The sequence below is a fragment of the Vibrio sp. MarTm2 genome (genome assembly GCF_027587055.1).
Taxonomy (GTDB): Bacteria; Pseudomonadota; Gammaproteobacteria; order Enterobacterales; family Vibrionaceae; genus Vibrio; species Vibrio sinaloensis_D.
This window is the reverse complement of record NZ_JAPPTK010000010.1, coordinates 143,411-163,609: the sequence shown is the minus strand read 5'-3', so window position 1 is coordinate 163,609 and position 20,199 is coordinate 143,411. Positions and strand designations below refer to the sequence as shown.

General features: G+C 45.6%; 23 protein-coding genes. 12 read left to right on the top strand and 11 right to left on the bottom strand.

What is annotated here, in order from left to right; translation table 11 throughout:
• Positions 1-52: 52 nt before the first annotated feature.
• The 5 genes from truD (at position 53) to rpoS (ending at position 4,458) form a co-directional block, all read left to right on the top strand.
• On the top strand, positions 53-1,096 hold the full coding sequence (truD, locus tag OH458_RS17365; protein WP_269979255.1) for a tRNA pseudouridine(13) synthase TruD: 1,044 nt from the start codon (positions 53-55) through the stop codon (positions 1,094-1,096).
• The gene (gene surE, locus OH458_RS17360) at positions 1,096-1,854 is read left to right on the top strand and encodes a 5'/3'-nucleotidase SurE (protein ID WP_005476467.1); all 759 of its coding nucleotides are present in this window, start codon (positions 1,096-1,098) and stop codon (positions 1,852-1,854) included. Before truD ends, surE begins: the two co-directional genes overlap by 1 nt.
• 2 nt (positions 1,855-1,856) lie before the next feature.
• A complete protein-coding gene (locus OH458_RS17355; protein ID WP_038137661.1) occupies positions 1,857-2,483 on the top strand; it encodes a protein-L-isoaspartate(D-aspartate) O-methyltransferase in 627 nt (208 codons plus the stop codon).
• Between the two features lie 2 nt (positions 2,484-2,485).
• Positions 2,486-3,391, top strand: coding sequence for a peptidoglycan DD-metalloendopeptidase family protein (locus tag OH458_RS17350; RefSeq protein ID WP_269979254.1), 906 nt, complete (start codon positions 2,486-2,488; stop codon positions 3,389-3,391).
• 71 nt (positions 3,392-3,462) lie between these two features.
• Positions 3,463-4,458 carry an RNA polymerase sigma factor RpoS gene (rpoS, locus tag OH458_RS17345; RefSeq protein ID WP_269979253.1) on the top strand — a complete coding sequence of 332 codons (996 nt, stop codon included), beginning with the start codon at positions 3,463-3,465 and terminating at the stop codon, positions 4,456-4,458.
• 80 nt (positions 4,459-4,538) lie between these two features.
• Here the strand turns inward: rpoS and OH458_RS17340 are convergent, their stop codons facing one another.
• Together OH458_RS17340 and OH458_RS17335 are read right to left on the bottom strand one after the other, a co-directional pair.
• On the bottom strand, positions 4,539-5,807 hold the full coding sequence (locus tag OH458_RS17340; protein WP_005476496.1) for an HlyC/CorC family transporter: 1,269 nt from the start codon (positions 5,805-5,807) through the stop codon (positions 4,539-4,541).
• 122 nt (positions 5,808-5,929) lie between these two features.
• A complete protein-coding gene (locus tag OH458_RS17335; RefSeq protein WP_005476452.1) occupies positions 5,930-6,724 on the bottom strand; it encodes a cytochrome C assembly family protein in 795 nt (264 codons plus the stop codon).
• Between the two features lie 208 nt (positions 6,725-6,932).
• On the opposite strand from OH458_RS17335, the gene ffh reads away from it, so the two are divergent.
• The 5 genes from ffh (at position 6,933) to rplS (ending at position 10,524) form a co-directional block, all read left to right on the top strand.
• Entirely contained in the window at positions 6,933-8,312 is a 1,380-nt protein-coding gene (gene ffh / locus OH458_RS17330; protein ID WP_269979252.1) for a signal recognition particle protein, read from the top strand.
• 207 nt (positions 8,313-8,519) lie between these two features.
• Positions 8,520-8,768, top strand: a complete 249-nt coding sequence (rpsP, locus tag OH458_RS17325) for a 30S ribosomal protein S16 (RefSeq protein WP_005438039.1) — start codon at positions 8,520-8,522, stop codon at positions 8,766-8,768.
• A 27-nt stretch (positions 8,769-8,795) separates the two neighbouring features.
• Positions 8,796-9,344 (top strand): ribosome maturation factor RimM, encoded by a 549-nt coding sequence (gene rimM / locus OH458_RS17320; protein WP_005476454.1) that lies wholly within the window; start codon positions 8,796-8,798, stop codon positions 9,342-9,344.
• Between the two features lie 27 nt (positions 9,345-9,371).
• The gene (gene trmD / locus OH458_RS17315) at positions 9,372-10,121 is read left to right on the top strand and encodes a tRNA (guanosine(37)-N1)-methyltransferase TrmD (protein ID WP_038137653.1); all 750 of its coding nucleotides are present in this window, start codon (positions 9,372-9,374) and stop codon (positions 10,119-10,121) included.
• A 49-nt stretch (positions 10,122-10,170) separates the two neighbouring features.
• A complete protein-coding gene (gene rplS, locus OH458_RS17310) occupies positions 10,171-10,524 on the top strand; it encodes a 50S ribosomal protein L19 (RefSeq protein WP_269979251.1) in 354 nt (117 codons plus the stop codon).
• Positions 10,525-10,807: 283 nt separating this feature from the next.
• On the opposite strand, the gene yacG is transcribed toward rplS, so the two are convergent.
• The 8 genes from yacG to nadC form a co-directional block, all read right to left on the bottom strand.
• Positions 10,808-11,002 carry a DNA gyrase inhibitor YacG gene (gene yacG, locus OH458_RS17305; protein ID WP_038137647.1) on the bottom strand — a complete coding sequence of 65 codons (195 nt, stop codon included), beginning with the start codon at positions 11,000-11,002 and terminating at the stop codon, positions 10,808-10,810.
• A gap of 51 nt (positions 11,003-11,053) precedes the next feature.
• Positions 11,054-11,794: a cell division protein ZapD gene (gene zapD, locus OH458_RS17300; protein WP_005476491.1), complete on the bottom strand. Its 741-nt coding sequence runs from the start codon at positions 11,792-11,794 to the stop codon at positions 11,054-11,056.
• Between the two features lie 34 nt (positions 11,795-11,828).
• Positions 11,829-12,437 (bottom strand): dephospho-CoA kinase, encoded by a 609-nt coding sequence (gene coaE / locus OH458_RS17295; protein WP_269979250.1) that lies wholly within the window; start codon positions 12,435-12,437, stop codon positions 11,829-11,831.
• 1 nt (position 12,438) lies between these two features.
• Positions 12,439-13,308 (bottom strand): prepilin peptidase, encoded by an 870-nt coding sequence (locus OH458_RS17290; protein ID WP_269979264.1) that lies wholly within the window; start codon positions 13,306-13,308, stop codon positions 12,439-12,441.
• A gap of 59 nt (positions 13,309-13,367) precedes the next feature.
• A complete protein-coding gene (locus OH458_RS17285; RefSeq protein ID WP_269979249.1) occupies positions 13,368-14,594 on the bottom strand; it encodes a type II secretion system F family protein in 1,227 nt (408 codons plus the stop codon).
• Positions 14,595-14,606: 12 nt separating this feature from the next.
• Positions 14,607-16,295, bottom strand: a complete 1,689-nt coding sequence (gene pilB, locus OH458_RS17280) for a type IV-A pilus assembly ATPase PilB (protein ID WP_269979248.1) — start codon at positions 16,293-16,295, stop codon at positions 14,607-14,609.
• A gap of 5 nt (positions 16,296-16,300) precedes the next feature.
• Positions 16,301-16,714, bottom strand: coding sequence for a pilin (locus tag OH458_RS17275; protein WP_269979247.1), 414 nt, complete (start codon positions 16,712-16,714; stop codon positions 16,301-16,303).
• A gap of 255 nt (positions 16,715-16,969) precedes the next feature.
• Positions 16,970-17,857: a carboxylating nicotinate-nucleotide diphosphorylase gene (nadC, locus tag OH458_RS17270; RefSeq protein ID WP_269979246.1), complete on the bottom strand. Its 888-nt coding sequence runs from the start codon at positions 17,855-17,857 to the stop codon at positions 16,970-16,972.
• Between the two features lie 141 nt (positions 17,858-17,998).
• Between nadC and ampD the strand changes: the two genes are divergently transcribed.
• On the top strand, positions 17,999-18,547 hold the full coding sequence (gene ampD / locus OH458_RS17265; RefSeq protein ID WP_269979245.1) for a 1,6-anhydro-N-acetylmuramyl-L-alanine amidase AmpD: 549 nt from the start codon (positions 17,999-18,001) through the stop codon (positions 18,545-18,547).
• 62 nt (positions 18,548-18,609) lie between these two features.
• On the opposite strand, the gene fldB is transcribed toward ampD, so the two are convergent.
• The gene (gene fldB / locus OH458_RS17260) at positions 18,610-19,131 is read right to left on the bottom strand and encodes a flavodoxin FldB (protein WP_269979244.1); all 522 of its coding nucleotides are present in this window, start codon (positions 19,129-19,131) and stop codon (positions 18,610-18,612) included.
• 163 nt (positions 19,132-19,294) lie between these two features.
• Between fldB and xerD the strand changes: the two genes are divergently transcribed.
• Positions 19,295-20,191: a site-specific tyrosine recombinase XerD gene (xerD, locus tag OH458_RS17255; RefSeq protein ID WP_038214572.1), complete on the top strand. Its 897-nt coding sequence runs from the start codon at positions 19,295-19,297 to the stop codon at positions 20,189-20,191.
• Positions 20,192-20,199: the final 8 nt, after the last annotated feature.

Genomic DNA, 20,199 nt, shown 5'->3' with positions numbered 1-20,199 from the left:
GTTACACGCCGTCTATTCTTAAGTGAATAGGCGGCGTGTAATGGAAAACATTATGTCAGATATCTTATCTTCACTGGCTTACCTCAATGGTAAACCGACAGCTACGGCAAAAATTAAAGCGCAACCAGAGCACTTCCAGGTTAACGAAGTGCTGGGTTATGAGTTTACAGGCAGTGGTGAGCACCTCATGGTACGGGTTCGTAAAACCGGTGAGAACACCAGTTTTGTGGCGAATGAGCTTGCGAAGGCATGCGGCGTAAAATCGAAAGACGTCAGCTGGGCCGGATTGAAAGATCGCCATGCCGTGACGGAGCAGTGGTTAAGTATCCATCTGCCTAAAGGCGACACGCCAGACTTCAGTGCTTTCCACGCGCAATACCCAAGTATCGAAATTCTCGAGACGACAAGACACAACAAAAAGCTGCGTCCGGGGGAGTTAGCGGGCAACCAGTTCGTGGTTACATTATCGGAAGTGAGTGATGTCGACGATGTTGTGAAGCGTCTAGAATCGATAGCCCAAACCGGCGTTCCTAACTATTTTGGTAGCCAACGTTTTGGTAACCAAGGCAATAATATTGAAGAAGCAAGACGCTGGGGCAAAGAAAATGTCCGTACTCGCAACCAAAACAAACGCAGTATGTTGTTATCTGCGGCCCGCTCGTGGATTTTCAACCGAATTGTCTCTGCGCGTATTGAGCAAGGCGTCTTCAACCAAGCCATCATCGGCGATTTGGTCCAGACTCCAACGTCTCTGGTTCAAGTTGAGGAAAATGCTCTTGATGAGGTAAACCGTACATTGCTTGCAGGCAACGCTGAGCTTACCGCAGCAATGGCAGGTGACAACGCACTTCCAACGCAAGCTCAGGCTCTTGAATTGGAGCAGCCGCACTTGGACGCAGAACCGGATCTAATGGCGCTGATCCGAGGCAACCGCATGCGTCACGATCGCCGAGCCATATCGTTAAAAGCGCAAGATTTCTCTTGGCAAACGGAAAATGACTGCGTCACTCTACAATTTTCTTTGGATGCAGGGTGTTTTGCGACTTCCATTGTTCGTGAGTTAGTTAATGAGATAGAAGTTGAACGAGTTTACTAATGGGTGAGAAAAAACTGAAAGTTCTTCTCAGTAATGACGACGGCGTACATGCTCAAGGCATTCACGCTTTGGCTGAGAGCTTAAATGACATCGCTGATGTGACGATTGTCGCGCCAGACCGAAATCGTTCGGGTGCGTCCAATTCACTGACGTTAGAGCAACCGCTGCGCGTGAATGAAATTGCGGATGGTGTGTTCTCTGTTCAGGGAACGCCGACCGATTGCGTGCACTTTGCGTTGAATGAGCTAATGAAAGACGATTTGCCGGACTTGGTGTTGTCCGGTATCAACCATGGCGCAAATCTTGGCGATGATGTTCTCTATTCGGGCACCGTCGCGGCGGCAATGGAAGGCCATTTTCTCGGTGTTCAAGCTGTTGCTTTCTCATTGGTGGGTAAGCAGAACTTCGCAAGTGCTGGCAAGATTGCCCGGCATATTGTGGAACAACACCTAGCAAAACCGATCCCGACCAATCGACTGCTCAATATTAATGTGCCAGACCTTCCTTTTGATGAATTAAAAGGTATCGCTGTTACTCGTTTAGGTGCTCGACATCACGCGGAAGCGATGATTAAGCAGCAAGACCCTCGAGGTCATGATATATACTGGCTTGGTCCTCCTGGAAAAGAGCAAGATGCCGGTGAAGGAACGGATTTTTACGCGGTCGATCAAGGGTTTGTGTCTGTCACACCTTTGCAGGTAGATCTTACTGCGCATGAATCGCTAATGAGCATGGAAAACTGGTTGAAGGATCAATAAGCATGGCAAACCCACAAGCAGATAGATTGATCGACTTTCTAGTAGCAAGTGGTATTCATAACTCTGATGTACTAGAAGCGATAAGACGCTTACCTCGAGAGCAGTTTGTTTCTCAAGCGATGATGCATCAAGCCTATGACAACAATGCTTTACCTATTGGGCAAGGGCAAACTATCTCTCAGCCGTATATTGTTGCGAAAATGACTGAAATTCTGGAACTTAGCCGTAAGAGCAAAGTCCTAGAAGTGGGGACGGGTTCTGGTTATCAAACCGCGGTTTTAGCGCAGTTGGTCGATCATGTCTTTTCGGTTGAACGAATCAAATCGTTACAATGGGAAGCGAAACGTCGCTTGAAGCAGTTGGATATCTACAATGTGTCAACGAAACATGGTGATGGTTGGCAAGGTTGGGCAGCGAAAGCGCCGTTTGATGCGATTATCGTCACCGCGGCTGCAGAATCTGTTCCAGAAGCTCTGCTGACTCAGTTGTCGGAAGGTGGCATTTTGGTCATCCCTGTTGGAACCGATGAGCAGCAGTTGCTCAAGATAACGCGCTGCGCTGACTCATTCACATCAGAAGTTATAGAAGTTGTACGTTTTGTTCCTTTGGTTGCTGGTGATCTCGCCTAGATATGTCGCTTAAGTCTCTTTCATTCATTATTGGTGTTTGCAGTGTGCTCCTCGGGTGTGCTGCGCAATCCCCTGCGCCAGTTTCAGGATTAAAGAAAGACTATGATTCAGTCTCTCGAGGTAGCTATAGAGGCAGTTACTACGAAGTCGAGAAAGGCGATACGCTTTATTTTATAGCTTACATCACAGATAAAGATGTAAATGAGATCATTGCTTACAACAAGTTGACAGCGCCATACACCATATATCCAGGTCAGAAACTCAGGCTATGGAAACCTGCATATACCCCGCCAGCCTATGGTGGTACAGGCGCAGGTGCTCCAGTTGTTGCAGTTGCGGCAGTGCCAGCGACGCCAAGTGTAAATTCGAGCAAAAACTCAAATCAAAAGGTTGCGCAACACAGTTCACAAAATGCACCAAAACCGACCAAAAAAGAACCAATAAAGAAGGTTGAACAATCTAAACCAAAGGAGTATGTTAACTCTACAGGTAAACAAAATGTTAATAAGGTAGTCAGTAACGACAAACCTAAAAACACAAAAGTTTCCAAATGGTTATGGCCAACAAAAGGGAGAGTGATTAAAAACTTCTCTGCTGGAGACCAAGGGAATAAAGGCATCGACATTGCAGGACAGCGAGGTCAGCCGATTGTCTCTACAGCAGGTGGCACCGTCGTCTATTCAGGCAACGCATTGCGAGGTTACGGCAATCTTGTGATTGTAAAACATAACGACAACTACCTCAGCGCGTATGCACACAATGACCGGTTGCTAGTACACGAAGGACAGAGTGTAAAAGCAGGCCAGAAAATAGCAACAATGGGAAGTTCTGGAGCAAATAGTGTTCGATTACACTTTGAAATTCGCTATCAAGGTAAGTCGGTGAACCCAAAACGCTACTTACCGTAAAAATTACTGACAAGGTAAAATAGCGACATTAGACGTAGTAATGTCTTGCTAGCTCGCCAGGGGGAGGCGCTATGAGTATCAGCAATGCAGCAACGAAAGTCGAAGAATTCGAAGTAGGACAACAAAACGTTACGGCGTTTGAATCTGAACAAGAATCACCATCCACAAAATCTACACCTGCTGAAGAAGCTAAAGGAAAGGAAGAATTTGACGCTTCAGCAAAAAGTCTCGATGCCACTCAGCTCTATTTGGGTGAAATTGGCTTTTCTCCACTATTAACCGCAGAAGAAGAAGTGCTGTACGCCCGCAGAGCCTTAAGAGGTGATGAGGCTGCAAGAAAGCGCATGATAGAAAGTAACTTGCGTTTAGTGGTGAAAATTTCTCGTCGATACAGCAATCGAGGACTCGCACTTTTAGATCTTATTGAAGAAGGTAACCTAGGTCTTATTCGAGCTGTTGAAAAGTTCGATCCTGAGCGTGGTTTCCGTTTTTCTACCTATGCCACTTGGTGGATTCGTCAGACCATTGAACGAGCTCTAATGAACCAGACTCGCACGATTCGTTTGCCAATTCATGTTGTGAAAGAGCTAAACATCTATCTACGTACCGCGCGCGAACTTTCTCAAAAGCTAGACCATGAACCGACTGCTGAAGAGATTGCGACCCAACTAGATAAGCCGGTGGATGATGTCAGCAAAATGCTTCGTCTCAATGAGCGAATCAGTTCGGTTGATACACCAATTGGTGGGGATGGCGAAAAAGCGTTGTTGGATATTATTCCAGACGTTAATAACTCAGACCCTGAGGTATCGACGCAAGATGACGATATTAAAAGCTCGCTTGTGCATTGGTTAGATGAACTTAACCCGAAACAAAAAGAAGTCTTAGCTCGTCGCTTTGGTCTGCTGGGTTATGAACCATCGACACTTGAAGAAGTAGGACGTGAAATCAATCTAACTCGAGAACGAGTGCGTCAAATTCAAGTAGAAGGCCTACGCCGTTTAAGAGAGATTTTGATTAAACAAGGCTTGAGTATGGAAAGTTTGTTTAGCGTCACCGAAGATTAGGAGCAAAAAGCCTTGGCAGTGCCAAGGCTTTTTTCATTTGCTTAGTTGCGGCCCTGAAATGTGCCTACATAGGTAAAATATTATGCCCTACGCTTAGGAAAGACACGAACTGACTTAATTCGATTCTCTTCTAGTTCAACAATTTCCATTGGGTGACCAGAGACTTGAACGCTCAAGTGACTCTCTGGGATATCCTCTAAATGTTCTAAGATAAGCCCGTTTAATGTTCTAGGGCCATCAGTTGGCAGTTTCCATTTTAACCCTTTGTTGATATCGCGAATGTTGGCACTACCATCGATTAGGAAGCTACCATCGCCTTGAGGCGAAATTTCTTCCGAAAGGCTTGGTGTAATTGATGTGGTGAACTCGCCAACAATCTCTTCTAGAATATCTTCCAAAGTAATTAGGCCGATAATGTCGCCATACTCATCAACGATTAGACCAATACGCTGCTTATTGCGCTGGAATTTTAGCAGTTGAACGTTGAGTGGCGTACTCTCTGGAATGAAGTAAACTTCATCAGCTGCTCTTAATAAGGTCTCTTTAGTGAACTCATTTTTCTCTAACATCAATCGGTACGATTCTCGTAGGCGTAGCATACCAACCACTTCGTCGATTTGGTCGCGATACAACACCACTCGACCATGAGGTGAGTGAGTCAGCTGTCGAACAATAGATTTCCAATCATCATTGATATCGATGCCCGTAATCTCGTTTCGTGGCACCATGATGTCATTCACCGTCACATGTTCAAGATCCAAAATGGAAATCAACATATCTTGGTGGCGTCTAGGAATAAGACTGCCAGCTTCGTTCACTACGGTTCTCAACTCTTCAGAGCTTAGGTGGTCGTCTCCGCCATGATCTGCCTTTATACCGAGTAAGCGGATAAAGCCATTAGTAATGAAGTTCACCAACATGACGAGAGGAGAGAGCAGTTTCATCAAGATGGTGAGAACAATACTGCTCGCGTAAGACACGCGCTCTGGATAAAGTGAGGCTAGGGTCTTCGGGGTGACTTCGGCAAACACGAGCACGACCATCGTGAGGGCCCCCGTTGCAATTGCGACACCTAGGTCGCCATATAAACGCATACCCAGAATTGTCGCGATAGCTGAAGCAAGAATATTGACAAGGTTGTTGCCGATAAGAATAAGACCAATTAAGCGGTCTGGGCGGTCGAGTAGTTTCTCGACGCGTTTTGCACCTTTATGCCCGTGGTTTGCTAGGTGCTTGAGGCGGTATCGGTTCAAGGACATCATCCCTGTCTCTGAACCCGAAAAATATCCTGAAATTACGATAAGACACGCGAGTAGCGCAAATAAGATACCCGTTGATATGTCGTCCAAAGCTTATCTTTTCCTTGTTGAGTTTGGTTAATTTATGACCTAATTATCAAAGTAAGTCAATTTAGATTAGGGTGGGCTGTATTGTAAAAGAAAGGTGCAATTGGTGCACCTTTGACTCGTTATTAACCCAGAATTATCTCGCGAACAAATCGACTGCCAAAATAGGCTAGAGTGAGCAAGGTTGCACCAGCAACCGCAAACCATGTAATTTTGCGTCCGCGCCACCCTTTTTGATAATGCCCCCACAATAAAGTGGTGTATATCAGCCATGCAATAAAGGAAAGAATACCTTTATGTGCTTTCCCCTGAGCAAACATATCTTGGACAAACACAAAACCCGTTATTAGCGTGCCGGTCAGCAGCAAGGTGCCAAGCAGGATGATGTTAAACAATTGACGTTCAACCATCAGCAAAGGCGGTAAGTTTGGGTTTATCGCCAGTGCTTTTTTGGCTTTCAATTTATGATCGAGCCAAGCAAGTTGCAGCGCATACAGCGCTCCTATCGTCAGTGTTGAGTATGAAAACAACGCTAGCGAGATATGAATCAGCAGCTTAGGGTCTTGTTCAAGGTGAGTAATAAAGGTACTCGGAAGAAATGCGGCAGCGGAGAGGTTAATCGCAGCAAAGCTATAGACAACTGGCAGTAAAAACCACAACCGAGTTTTGAGCATGGCAATGCTCATCACCAATGAAATGATAAAACTAATTAACGAAGCCACATTGAGAATGCTCAGGTTCTGCCCTGAGGCTTCTATGATCAAATCACTGAGCAACCAAGCATGAAAAGCCAATGCTAAAAAGGCACTGACTAAGACGGTTTTAGCTCTGATACCGGTCTGATTTACAAGCCCAGGTATGATTGTCGCGATTGCTAAAAAATAGAGTATTGCAGCAACAACGGCGATTAAGTTGTCCATGGTTCTCTATAAGCTGGTGGATTTTTAACAAATTATACCCTGCATCAACGACTTGAGCTATGACTTATCTCCCTCATTTACGTGACATGAGATATCAAATGTTATTAATGCTGTGTCCACACTGGGTTGGCTAAGGTATAATCACAGTAATTGTCGCTAAATTTAACGGGTGAGATGTATTAATCCTCGCTCAAAAAAGAGACTTAAGATGTTTGAGAATTTAACGGATCGATTGTCCAAAACGCTGAAAAATATCAGCGGAAAAGGTCGCCTGACCGAAGACAACATAAAAGATACCTTACGTGAAGTACGTATGGCGCTTTTGGAGGCGGATGTCGCGCTTCCAGTGGTACGCGATTTTATTAAACGCGTTAAAGAAGCAGCCGTTGGTGTTGAGGTTTCCAAATCCCTAACGCCTGGCCAAGAGTTCATTAAGATTGTTCAAGGTGAACTTGAAGCCGTAATGGGTGAATCAAATGAAGCTCTAAATCTTGCTGCGCAGCCACCTGCTGTTATTTTGATGGCAGGTCTACAAGGTGCGGGTAAAACCACATCGGTCGGTAAGCTATCTAAGCTTTTAAAAGAGCGTGATAAGAAGAAGGTACTGGTTGTTTCTGCTGACGTTTATCGCCCAGCTGCGATCAAACAGCTTGAAACGTTAGCGTCAGATATTGGTGTCGACTTCTTCCCGTCTAGTGCGGATCAAAAGCCAATTGATATCGCTAATGCTGCTATCGATCATGCGAAGAAGAAATTCTACGACGTTTTGGTTGTCGATACTGCAGGTCGCTTGGCCATCGATGAGCAAATGATGGGAGAAATCAAAGAGCTTCACTCTGCGATTGATCCTGTTGAGACGCTATTCGTCGTCGATGCGATGACAGGTCAAGACGCGGCAAACACTGCGAAAGCATTTGGTGATACGCTGCCACTTACGGGCGTGATCTTAACCAAAGTAGATGGTGATGCTCGTGGTGGTGCGGCGCTTTCTGTTCGCCATATTACGGGTAAACCGATCAAGTTCTTAGGTGTAGGTGAAAAGACGGATGCACTTGAACCTTTCCACCCAGATCGTGTGGCATCACGTATCTTGGGCATGGGTGACGTCCTATCTCTAATCGAAGACCTGCAACGTAATGTTGACCAAGAAAAAGCAGAGAAACTGGCGAAAAAGTTCAAAGAGAAGAAAGGTTTTGACCTTGAAGACTTCCGTGAGCAGCTAGGTCAGATGCAAAACATGGGCGGTATGATGGGCATGATGGATAAGCTACCGGGTATGAGCAACTTGCCTGACAATGTGAAAGACAAAGTCGACGACAAGATGTTCAAACAGATGGAAGCGATCATCAACTCGATGACCATGAAAGAGCGTCAACGCCCAGAACTGATTAAAGGTTCACGTAAAAAACGTATCGCTGCAGGTTCTGGCACCCAGGTGCAAGATGTTAACCGTCTACTCAAGCAGTTCACTCAGATGCAGAAAATGATGAAGAAAATGCAGAAAGGTGGAATGAAAGGCATGATGCGCAACATGCAAGGCATGATGGGCGGCATGGGCGGTGGCGGTTTCAATCCGTTTGGCCGTTAAATCAGACCTGCAATAAAAATTTCAAGGTGTTAGCTGCGTCACAAACTTAGGTTTCGTTTTATGTTGGTGAAAAAGTAGCTAAAGACCTTGCATTGCTCCGGAATAAGAGTAAAATTCCGGAGCTTTATTTTGGCACGAGCCCCAAATCATTTAGCGATAAATGGTTTCTGGGGTTAATTTTATTTTTGAGAAAGCAAAGAGGACGACATGGTAACCATTCGTTTGGCACGTCACGGCGCTAAGAAGCGTCCATTTTATCAAATCGTAGTAGCGGACAGCCGCAATGCAGCAACTGGCCGTTTCATCGAGAAAGTTGGTTTCTTCAACCCAACTGCTAAAGGTCAAGAAGAAGGTCTACGTCTAGACCTAGATCGCGTTAACCACTGGGTTGGTCAAGGCGCATCTCTATCTGACCGCGTTGCTAAGCTAGTAAAAGACGCTCAAAAAGCGGCTTAATTCTTACTTGAAAGAAGAAATTAGCTTATGTCGATGAAAGGTAAAGAAACAATGAGTGAAGACAAGATTGTTGTAGGTAAGTTAGGTGCTTCTTACGGCATTCGCGGCTGGCTTAAAGTTTTTTCCTACACAGACAATGCTGAAAGCATGTTTGATTACACCCCATGGTTTATTAACCAAGGTGGTAAGTGGGTTGAATACAAGGTTGAGAGTTGGAAGCGCCATAACAAAGGTTTGGTGGTGAAACTCGAAGGTCTGGATGTGCGCGAAGATGCGCAATTACTGACAAACTTTGAAATCTCTATTGACCCTGCTGTTCTTCCAGAATTGCCATCAGATGAATTCTATTGGCGTGATTTGATTGGGATGCACGTAGTAACCGACAAAGGTTACGATCTAGGCACTGTCTCTGACATGCTAGAAACGGGTTCCAACGATGTTTTGGTTGTAAAAGCAAATCTAAAAGATGCTTTCGGGCAAAAGGAACGATTAATTCCGTTCCTTGAAGAGCAAGTGATCAAACATATTGATCGCGAAGCTCAACGGATCGAAGTTGACTGGGATCCTGGATTCTAAACTCCAAAATTTCAGAGCGAGATAAACATGTGGGTTGGCGTAATAAGCCTTTTTCCTGAAATGTTCCGTTCTGTTACTGATTATGGAGTAACAGGTCAAGCGGTTAAAAAAGGTCTTTTGTCGATTGAGACTTGGAATCCTCGCGATTTCACGCACGACAAACATCGCACTGTTGATGATAGACCTTACGGTGGCGGCCCTGGCATGCTCATGATGGTTCAGCCTTTGCGCGATGCTATTCATGCAGCCAAGCAAGCTTCACCGGGTAAGACGAAAGTCATTTACCTTTCTCCTCAAGGTCGAAAGCTCGACCAAAAAGGAGTTGAAGAGCTGGCAACAAATGAGAACTTGCTTTTGATTTGTGGCCGCTATGAAGGGGTAGATGAGCGTATCATCCAATCTGAAGTTGACGAAGAATGGTCAATTGGGGATTTCGTGATGACGGGTGGTGAGATTCCAGCCATGACGTTGATTGATTCAGTGTCTCGGTTTGTGCCGGGAGTGCTAGGAGATTTTGCGTCAGCAGAGGAAGACTCCTTTGCTAATGGCTTGTTAGATTGCCCTCACTATACGCGTCCTGAGGTGTTAGATGACAAAGAAGTACCTTCGGTGCTGATGTCAGGTAACCACAAGGAAATTCGTCGCTGGCGACTTAAACAGTCGTTAGGCCGTACTTGGCTAAGAAGACCAGAACTCCTGGAAAACCTAGCTCTGACTGACGAACAGGAACAATTACTGGCCGAATTTATTAAAGAGCACCGCTCTGGTAAAAAGTAAGCAGTAACCTATTAAATTTAGTATCAGTTTATTCTAGGAATTTATTAAAATGAGTAACATCATCAAGGCTCTTGAAGAAGAGCAACTAAAATCAGACCTACCTAAATTTGCACCAGGTGACACTGTTGTAGTTCAAGTTAAGGTAAAAGAAGGTGACCGTGAGCGTCTACAGGCTTTCGAAGGCGTTGTAATCGCAATCCGTAACCGTGGTCTACACTCTGCTTTCACTGTACGTAAGATCTCTAACGGTGAAGGTGTTGAGCGTACGTTCCAAACACACTCTCCAATCGTTGATAGCATCAAAGTTAAACGCCGTGGTGCAGTACGTCGTGCCAAGTTGTACTACCTACGTGAGCGTTCTGGTAAGTCTGCTCGTATTAAAGAGAAACTTGCTAAGAAGTAATGCTATAACTAGCGTTCTCATAGTATTAGCGGAGCCCTGTGGCTCCGCTTTTTTATTCTTTGCTTATAACTTGCCACTTCTCTCTACCGTTGTCATCGGTATTCATTTACTGGCCCTATTTGTTCAAAGAAAGGTCCGAGATTCTTCCTAGGTAGAAAGAAAAATATCTACGTTCTAAGTTAAAAATTGTATTTGATATAACAACCTAAGTAATACGCTGGATACAAAAAGAGCCGATGTTTTCACACCAGCCCTCTAGTCAGTTTAAATCACATTGTCTCAATCAATATTGGTCTTCTGACCAGCCATCTGAATCAGACATATCCGGTGCGCCTGGGATGCTGTTTTCTTCATCTGCCCATTCACCAAAATCGATCATTTGGCATTGTTTGCTGCAAAACGGACGATAAGGGCTTTGTTCCCCCCAAGTCACGTCTGTACCACACTGTGGGCAGGGAACGATAGTAATCTTAGTCATAATCAACTCATTGTCGAAGATCGGGTTTAGAGATGAGTTTAGCGGAAAGGCTTAACAACACACCGCTAATTTAAACTCTATGTTTGCAGTCGATGCCTGCCCAGAAGCAAATTCGATAAATTTGATCGCAAATCTATTCTTGTGCCCTGAGATCATTGGGTAGACACCAAACTCCATCGGAATCTCCAAGCGTAAAATATTGGCTTCATCGGCATCACTCTGATAGAAACCAGCCGGCGCATTATACGCGCGGAAGTGACCAGTTTCACGAGTCAGTCTTAGCCATAGCTTCAACGCTTGTGCTAGGGGCAATAAACTACCGAGCCATTTGTTAGCGTCGGCTTGTTTTTGATTGATAGGTAAGTGCAGCCAATGATGTAGGGCGGGCAAGTCAAAGCAACATGAGCCACCAGGCAAGTTAAAACGCTGGCGAATTGCACTTAGGAATCGGTCCTCTTTTAAGCTCTGGCCAAATCGTTCAGCGGCCATGAGATGGCTATGCGCTTCGTCGACTTCACGCAAAATACCGAGGAGCATTTCCTGATCGACGCCATCAACATTCAGCCAGTTGCGATAGGTTAAACGTTGCTTCTCAATATCCTTAGCAAGCTCACTTTTTAGCTGTATTTGCTCAAAGATCTCTAGCAGGTCAAATAGAGAACGATAAAAAACCAAATGCTGCATATCGTCACTGAATTCTGCAGCCAAACGCAACTGGTTGAGCAGTGCTTCGACTCTCAAGTAGATGCGGGTTTTTTCGTTCAATGGATGTTCGAAGTAGTGAGTGGTCATTAAAATGCAGTCGTGAATGGTTCTACCTTTATTCTCACCGATTTGCCCTACCGATTTCTAGGAACTTTTGATGCAATTCTGTGATTTGAGGCAAAAGTTTTTGGTTTTCTGTATTATTTTTAATCACGAAGTCCGCAATGGCTAATCGTTGCTCTCTGCTTGCTTGAGCTGCAACAATGGCTTGTGCTTGCTCAAGCGCCACGTTGTCTCGCATCACCGTCCTTTCTAACTGAGTTGACTCATCGACATCGACGACAACAACTTTGTCCGCTAGATGTTGTAAGTGATTTTCAACCATCAAAGGAATGACTAAAAGCGCATACTCTGAGGTAGTGTTTGCTAACTCAGCGAGCATGTTTGCGCGAATCATCGGATGTAGTAATTGGTCTAGCCAGGCCTTTTGGCTTGGGTCTGAGAAGATGATCTCTCGAAGTTTACTTCTGTCGAGATTGCCGTCTTCTAGTAAAACAGAGGGGCCAAATCTGTTCTCTATGGTTTTTAATCCTTCACTGCCTGGCGCCACTACGTCACGAGCGATGACGTCAGCGTCCACAATTTCGATGCCAAAGTGCTGATGAAAAAGGTTTGCGACGGTCGTTTTGCCACTGGCAATCCCACCGGTTAACCCCACAACAAAGGTCATATTAGAGTCCTAAAAAATGAGTCAGATAAAAGCCCCATATCTGAGAGCCCCACATCATGCTTATCCAACCTGCTATCGCCAAGTAAGGGCCAAATGGAAAGGCTTTATCGATACCTTGGCGTTTTAGTCGCAGTTGAATCAGGCCAAATACCAGTCCGACTAAAGAAGAGAATAGGATAAGCATGGGAAGTTGTTGCCATCCGAGCCAAGCGCCTAGAGCCGCCAGCAGTTTAAAGTCACCGTAACCCATACCTTCTTTACCGGTAGCTAGTTTAAACAGCCAATATACCGACCAAAGGGATAGATAACCGGCCATCGCGCCAATAACCGAGTCTTGCAGTGAGATAGGGCTTATTTGAAACAGGGCCAACGCGATACCCGCCCAAGTGAGGGGTAGGGTAAGGGAGTCTGGCAGCAGCATGGTATCGAGGTCGATAAAGGTTGCCGCAATCAATACGAACGTAAAAATCAGTAGGGCGAGTGTGAAGTAACTAAAGCCAAGTTGATACGATACAACGAAGCTTAAGCCGCCACTGAGCAGCTCAATCAGAGGGTAGCGGGCGCTGATTGGATTATCACACTGTCGACACTTCCCTCTTAGCAGTAACCAACTTACCACAGGAATATTATCTATAATGCGGATTGGGGTGTGGCATTTAGGGCAAGTTGAACGAGGAACACTGAGGTTATAAGTTCCCTTTGGTGCTTCTATGTTGTACTCGGGAAAGCTTTCGGCGCACTCTTGTCGCCACTCTCGCTCCATTATTTTCGGTAGACGATATATGACCACGTTGAGAAAACTACCAATGATAAGGCCAAAAACGGTCGCCATGGTTGGAAATAACCAAGGGTAGTAATGAAATTGCTCGATCAAACCAATATCGCCCTAGATGAAAGAAAGTGCCAAGCACAAAATAGTAAAGGCTAATACTATCCTAATACACTCATTAAGTTAAAGATCGGCAAGTACATAGCGACCACTAAGCCTCCTACTACCACACCAAGGAAAATAATAATCATAGGCTCTAGGACTTTTCCTAGATTATCGACGGTGTTATCAATTTCAAACTCATAGATGGTGGCGACTTTATTGAGCATGTCATCTAAGCTTCCCGATTCTTCGCCAATCATCACCATTTGCAGCACCATTTCAGGAAAGGTTTGTGAGTTTCGCATCGCAATGTACATCGGCATGCCTGCTGCCGTATCGGCATAAACTTGCTCGATCGCGTTTTGATAGTGAATATTATTGGCGGTTTTCGCTGATGTTTTTAAGCATGAAAGTATCGGGATGCCAGCACTAAAACTCGTTGCCAACGTTCGGCTAAACTTCGCAATGGAAGCTTTGCTAATGATAGTACCAATTATTGGGATGTTTAAGCTTGCTCGACTTGTTGCCAATTGAATGCGAAAGGATTTTTTTCGTCCGAGTTTTAACAGCAAAAACGCGATGGCAAGCGCAATAAACACCATGCCTGAATAAGATTGAACCCAGTGAGAGAGAATAAGAACCTGCGCGGTAAACCAAGGCAATTCAGCGCCAAATCCGGAAAACATTGATTCAAACTCTGGTATGACGACGGTTAACATTAAATAAGTGACCGATAACGCGGTAATCACAACCATGGATGGGTAGATCAGAGCTTTGATTACTTTTGCCCTCAGTTGTTCTGACTTTTCTCGATAAGTTGCAATTCGTTCAAACACTTCGGCTAGGTTACCAGATTGTTCACCTGTTGCGACAAGGTCTACGTATAGGGTGTCAAAATGCGTGCTCGCTGTTCGTAGCGTTTTTGATAGCGGTGTGCCAGACTCAACCCCTTTTACTATTTGGGACAAAATCGATTTCATCTCGGCTTTACGGTGATTATCTGCGACTAACTTAAGCGCCTGAATCAACGGCACGCCCGTCATCAGCATTGTCGCTAACTGCCTGGTTAAAATCGTAATGTCTTTGCGTTTTACTCGCTGCGTGACGCGTTTGTATAAGGAAAGATTGCGCTTTTTCAGCTTTTTGACTTGAATATGTTGTTCTTTCAGTTTGTCCCGCACCTCGTTTTCGTTCAGCGCTAATAGCTGACCTGAAACTGGTTTGCCGATGCTATTGAGACCTCGCCAATGGAAGCTTTTTAATTGGTTCTTGTATCGATTTTTCACACGAACTTCCCGCTATAAGTAGAGTACGCGTTGCAGCTCAGAGACACTGGTAATGCCCAAACGCAACTTTTCTAAGCCAGATTCTTTTAATGTCGCCATCCCTTCACTACGGGCAAGTTGCTCTAGGGTTTGGATTGAAGTGCCCTGCGCGATGGTTTGAGATAAGGTAGGGGTAAAGGACATGACTTCGTAGATGCCAACACGTCCTACGTAGCCGTTATTACATTCTGAACACCCATCGCTAGATGCACGATAAAGAGTTTCACCTAGGGTAAGTTCAAGCCCTATCGCCTGAGTGTGATCGACTTGATAAGCGATTTTGCAATGATTACACAAACGTCGCGCAAGCCGTTGGGCGATAATCAAACTGAGTGAAGAGGCGATATTAAAGGGTTCTACGCCCATATTGCTGAGTCTAGCGACACTTTCTGCGGCAGAGTTTGTGTGCAAAGTCGAGAGCACGAGGTGGCCAGTTTGGGCGGCTTTAACGGCAATCTCTGCGGTCTCAATATCTCGGATTTCACCCACCATGACGATGTCTGGGTCTTGGCGGAGAAATGCGCGTAAGGCCTGTGCAAAACCAAAGCCGATTTGAGGTTGGACTTGGACTTGATTGATACCAGAGAGGTTGATTTCTACGGGATCTTCCGCTGTCGCGATGTTCACTTCCGCCGTGTTTAAGAGTTTTAATCCGGTATAGAGTGAGACGGTTTTACCACTGCCCGTTGGTCCCGTCATAAGGATTAGCCCTTGTGGGCGGCGCAGTGCATTCAGGTATTGCTGTTTTTGTGTGTCATTATATCCGAGGGCATCAATGTTAAGACTCGCCTCACTGCTGTCTAGCAAACGGAGGACGATTTTTTCTCCCCATAAAGTGGGCAATGTTGAAACGCGCATATCAATTGCGGTATTGGTGCCGATTTTTAGTTTAATACGCCCATCTTGCGGAAGTCGCCGTTCTGCGATGTCGAGTTTGGAGAGAATTTTCAATCGGGCGGCTAAACGTCGGCTTAAATGATGTGCAGGTTGCTGGATTTCAACCAATATACCGTCACAGCGAAGCCTGACGCGATAGGAATCTTCATAGGGCTCAAAGTGGATGTCGGATGCCCCTTTTCGTACAGCATCAAGCAGAATTTGATTGATGTAACGACTTACCGGAGCGGTGTCTAAGCTGAGATCTTCAATAGTACCGATTTCATCATCGGAAACATCGACTAGCTGTTCGAGGTCTTGCTCGTTGAGCTCTTTTTTTGCTGATAATCCCGTCTCTATTGTTCGGCCATAGAGTTTACGAATTGCACTATGAAGCGCTTTTATATCGGCAAGAACTAGCTCAATTTGCCGACCTGTCGCAAAGCGAAACTCATCTTCTAGTTCAAGGTTTGTCGGATCGGCAATGGCAATAGTGAGTTGCTGAGCACTTTCATAGAGTGGCAAGGCTTGGTGGCGGGTGATGAGTTCCCTCAGCCCTAACTTTTGACACATCGCAGCGTAGTCAAATTGGTCAATCTCTACTTTCGGCAGGCCAAAGATGTGTGCGAGTTGCTCGGTCAGTTGCTGGTGTTCAATGAGGTTGAGAGTGAGCAAAGCCTCCGGCACGGATTGACCGGAGGCTTGACACTGTTCGATAACGCTCGCTTCTTGCGCCGCATCCAAAAGGCGGGCTTGGCGTAAGATAGCCGGGAGGTTGGTTAGCATCAAGGTTAGATGTTGTTATCGTAGAGGCAACCAGTGACGTTGATATCTGTGCCGTTGTGTTTACATGTCCATTGTCCTGAAGTAGAGCGCGATAGTTTAACTTTACTACCTGTGCCGGCACCTTGAGTGACTTCTGCAAGGATACTATTCGCTGAACTAACCGCACCAGAGGTGGCGTTAATTGTCCCAATCCCAAAAGCGGCAGAAATCGAAGGGAATTGATTTTGAAACGCTATCGTATCTTCAGCTTGCGTTTTGTATGCTGAAGCCGACGCAAGGGCTGTACCCAAAGCGCTTTTCTTAACGTATCCCTGATATTGAGGGATGGCAATCGCCGCCAATACGCCGATAACTGCCACTACTATCATTAGCTCAATCAGCGTAAAACCCTTTGCTTTACGGTTATTCGTTCGTTTCATTGTGCTCTCCAAAGTGAAAAAGATTATGTGCCTGAGAGCATAAAAGGGTTGGGTGGAGTGGGGTATGTGGGAAAAGGCGCTTTCCGAGTGGATTAGGGAAAGTTAATGTTTAGTTGCAGTGTGGCGGCAAAAGTTTTCGAGATATCGCACGGTTTAATGTGGTGTTTCTTATGATTGAAACAAAAACAGAGGCTTTGATGCCTCTGCTTAATAATTGAAAAATATGATTTTTATTCCAGAATCAATTGCTGCTATTTATTTAAATCGCATTGAAAGGTCGAGCGCTTTCAGGTGTTTGGTGAGTGCGCCAACTGAAATGTAATCTACGCCAGTCTCTGCATATTCACGCAGTGTCGCTAACGTCACGTTTCCTGAGTTTTCTAGAGCGGCACGACCGGCATTGATTTTTACTGCTTCTCGCATCATTTCTGTCGTAAAGTTATCGAGCATGATGATGTCAGCGCCGGCATCGATGGCTTCTTGCAGCTCTGCCAAGCTTTCCGTTTCAACTTCAACAGGCTTACCAGGGTTGAGCTCTTTGGCCGTTTTGATGGTTTGAGAAATGCCACCATTAGCAATAATGTGATTTTCTTTAATTAGGTAAGCATCAAACACGCCAATGCGATGGTTAAAACCACCACCACAGGCAACGGCATACTTCAAAGCGCTGCGTAAACCAGGAATGGTTTTGCGTGTGTCGAGAAGGCGACAGTTTGTCCCCTCAAGCTCGGCTGCGTATTGGGCGGTGATGGTTGCACAACCGGAGAGTGTTTGAATGAAGTTCATCGCATTACGTTCGCCTGTCAATAACGCGCGCGAAGGACCTTCTAGGGTACACAATACTTGGTTTGGCTCGACTTTGTCGCCATCTTGCACATGCCAAGTAATCGTGACTTGACCACCGAGTTGCTTAAACACTTCATCAGCCCATGCTTGGCCACAAAATACACCGTGTTCGCGAGTGATAATGGTTGCTTCATTACGAGCGTCAGCAGGAATTAGACTTGCGGTGATGTCTGCGGCTGGATCGAGAGTCCCACCTAAATCTTCTTTTATGGTGTCAGCGACAGCACGTGAGATTTCTAGAGGAAGTTGCTGCTTCAAATATTCGAGGCGTTCTTGGCTGTTGTGTGTTTTTTTCATCGCAAATCTAATACGCAGTTGGACAAGAGGTGGGCATGATACGCTGACTGTGGATGAAATTCAGCCTTTAATCTCGCATTTCATTGCCAAAGGGATAAAATCACAGAAAACTCAAAGAGTAACTTCAGAAAGAGCTCAGCTATGATTGATGATAGAGGTTGGTATCGACCTGCACGCCATGTTCCCTCGCCATTTTTTGATCAAAGAAGTGATGAGACGGATATTTCGCTATTGGTCGTGCACAATATTAGTCTGCCACCGGGGCAGTTTGGCGGGCCGTATATCGAGCAGTTCTTCACTGGCAAGCTCGATCCCAACGCGCATCCCTTCTTTAAGGTGATTCATACTATGGGCGTATCGGCACATTGCCTTGTTCGCCGTGATGGTGAGATCATTCAGTTTGTGTCTTTTAATGCCAGAGCTTGGCACGCGGGCGTATCGAGTTTTGCTGGCCGAGAAAAATGCAACGATTACTCGATTGGCATTGAGCTAGAAGGCTGTGATTACGTGGCTTATACCGATGCACAATACCAATCGCTGACAGAATTGACTCAACAGTTGCAATTGCGTTATCCGCAGATCACTTCCTCAAGAATCACTGGCCACCAGTATATTGCGCCGCTTCGCAAGAGTGACCCGGGCTTAGTCTTTGATTGGCGACGTTTTCATGATCTATTGAAACGTTCGTGAGAGCTGAGTTCAAGCCGATTCGAAAAGGGTTGGCTTTTTATGACCAACCCCTAAAGCAATTGTTAAAGCGTCTCTTGATACTCAATCAGAACTTGTTCAACCCAAGTCGCGATGCGTTCGTCGCTGAGCTCGTATTGAGAGTCTTCATCTAGCGCTAAGCCGACAAACTTGTTCTGGTCTTCAGTTAGGGCTTTTGATGCTTCAAACTCATAGCTGTCGTCGTTTGGCCAGTATCCGATAAAATTCACGCCCGTTGCTTTGAGCTCATCGTGCAGCATGCCCATCGCGTCAAGGTACCATTCACCGTAACCTTCTTGGTCACCCAAACCAAACAGCGCCACGGTTTTTCCAGCAAGAGAGAGGCCGCTGACCTGATCCCAAAGTTCATTCCAGTCTTCTTGAATTTCACCGAAGTCCCATGTAGAGATGCCAAGGAGCAGAAGATCGTAGTCAGCCATTAGGCTAAGGGTAGAATCTTTTACGTTGTGGATGTCGACAAGATCTTCACCGATGATCGCGCGAATTTTTTCTGCTGCCATCTCGGTGTAGCAGGTAGTTGAGCCGTAAAATAGACCGATTTTCATAGCTTTTTGTTCTTTACTCGGGAGTTGATAGCGAATTCTAACCACAAATTGGCGAGGTTTGCAGCGAATATCGAAGGGAAAGGACAAATTTTATGGCTTTATTGCTTAGCCACACTTACATTGGAGCCATGTCGAAGAATTGAGGAATACCGTGTCTGAGGTAATGTCTCCTGAACAAGGACTTGTTGAACAGTTTTTAGATGCGATGTGGATGGAACGCGGGTTATCCGAAAACACATTGGCGTCTTACCGCAACGATTTAAGCAAACTGCTTCAATGGATGAGTAAGCATAACTATCGTCTAGATTTCATTAGCTTATCAGGTTTGCAGGAATATCAAACTTGGTTGGTAGACGAAGGGTACAAGCAAACTTCTCGTGCTAGAATGCTGTCGGCGATTCGTCGGTTATTTCAGTATTTGCATCGAGAGAAAATCCGCGCGGATGATCCCAGCGCCTTACTCGTAAGCCCTAAATTGCCTAAGCGTTTACCCAAAGATCTCAGTGAAGCGCAGGTAGACGCGTTGCTTGATGCCCCCGATCCTAATGATCCCATGGAGCTTCGTGATAAAGCGATGCTGGAACTTTTGTACGCTACCGGGCTACGTGTAACCGAGTTAGTGAGCCTTACCATGGAAAACATTAGCCTACGTCAGGGGGTGGTTCGTGTTACGGGTAAAGGGGGCAAGGAACGCCTTGTTCCGATGGGAGAAAACGCAGTCGATTGGATTGAAACTTTTCTTGAGCAGGGGCGGTCTGAGTTACTAGGTGAAAATACTTCCGATGTGGTCTTTCCAAGCAAACGGGCTCGGCAGATGACTCGCCAGACGTTTTGGCACCGGATAAAACATTACGCCGTGATAGCGGGTATTGATAGCGAAAAGTTGTCACCTCACGTATTACGGCATGCGTTCGCGACGCACTTACTCAACTATGGTGCTGACTTACGGGTTGTGCAGATGTTACTTGGACATAGTGACTTGTCGACCACGCAAATTTATACTCATGTCGCCACAGAGCGATTGAAACAATTACACAGCGAGCACCACCCAAGGGCGTAGGCTCTCGC

What these genes read in the sequence shown, in the direction of transcription:
- surE (WP_005476467.1), top strand. Translation starts at nt 1,096, where the DNA reads ATGGGTGAGAAAAAACTGAAAGTTCTTCTCAGTAATGACGACGGCGTA.
- rpoS (WP_269979253.1), top strand. Translation starts at nt 3,463, where the DNA reads ATGAGTATCAGCAATGCAGCAACGAAAGTCGAAGAATTCGAAGTAGGA.
- yacG (WP_038137647.1), bottom strand. Translation starts at nt 11,002, where the DNA reads ATGACTAAGATTACTATCGTTCCCTGCCCACAGTGTGGTACAGACGTG.
- xerD (WP_038214572.1), top strand. Translation starts at nt 19,295, where the DNA reads ATGTCTCCTGAACAAGGACTTGTTGAACAGTTTTTAGATGCGATGTGG.
- truD (WP_269979255.1), top strand. Translation starts at nt 53, where the DNA reads ATGTCAGATATCTTATCTTCACTGGCTTACCTCAATGGTAAACCGACA.
- zapD (WP_005476491.1), bottom strand. Translation starts at nt 11,794, where the DNA reads ATGACCACTCACTACTTCGAACATCCATTGAACGAAAAAACCCGCATC.
- OH458_RS17355 (WP_038137661.1), top strand. Translation starts at nt 1,857, where the DNA reads ATGGCAAACCCACAAGCAGATAGATTGATCGACTTTCTAGTAGCAAGT.
- rplS (WP_269979251.1), top strand. Translation starts at nt 10,171, where the DNA reads ATGAGTAACATCATCAAGGCTCTTGAAGAAGAGCAACTAAAATCAGAC.
- OH458_RS17350 (WP_269979254.1), top strand. Translation starts at nt 2,486, where the DNA reads ATGTCGCTTAAGTCTCTTTCATTCATTATTGGTGTTTGCAGTGTGCTC.
- trmD (WP_038137653.1), top strand. Translation starts at nt 9,372, where the DNA reads ATGTGGGTTGGCGTAATAAGCCTTTTTCCTGAAATGTTCCGTTCTGTT.
- rpsP (WP_005438039.1), top strand. Translation starts at nt 8,520, where the DNA reads ATGGTAACCATTCGTTTGGCACGTCACGGCGCTAAGAAGCGTCCATTT.
- coaE (WP_269979250.1), bottom strand. Translation starts at nt 12,437, where the DNA reads ATGACCTTTGTTGTGGGGTTAACCGGTGGGATTGCCAGTGGCAAAACG.
- pilB (WP_269979248.1), bottom strand. Translation starts at nt 16,295, where the DNA reads ATGCTAACCAACCTCCCGGCTATCTTACGCCAAGCCCGCCTTTTGGAT.
- OH458_RS17275 (WP_269979247.1), bottom strand. Translation starts at nt 16,714, where the DNA reads ATGAAACGAACGAATAACCGTAAAGCAAAGGGTTTTACGCTGATTGAG.
- fldB (WP_269979244.1), bottom strand. Translation starts at nt 19,131, where the DNA reads ATGAAAATCGGTCTATTTTACGGCTCAACTACCTGCTACACCGAGATG.
- ffh (WP_269979252.1), top strand. Translation starts at nt 6,933, where the DNA reads ATGTTTGAGAATTTAACGGATCGATTGTCCAAAACGCTGAAAAATATC.
- nadC (WP_269979246.1), bottom strand. Translation starts at nt 17,857, where the DNA reads ATGAAAAAAACACACAACAGCCAAGAACGCCTCGAATATTTGAAGCAG.
- rimM (WP_005476454.1), top strand. Translation starts at nt 8,796, where the DNA reads ATGTCGATGAAAGGTAAAGAAACAATGAGTGAAGACAAGATTGTTGTA.
- ampD (WP_269979245.1), top strand. Translation starts at nt 17,999, where the DNA reads ATGATTGATGATAGAGGTTGGTATCGACCTGCACGCCATGTTCCCTCG.
- OH458_RS17335 (WP_005476452.1), bottom strand. Translation starts at nt 6,724, where the DNA reads ATGGACAACTTAATCGCCGTTGTTGCTGCAATACTCTATTTTTTAGCA.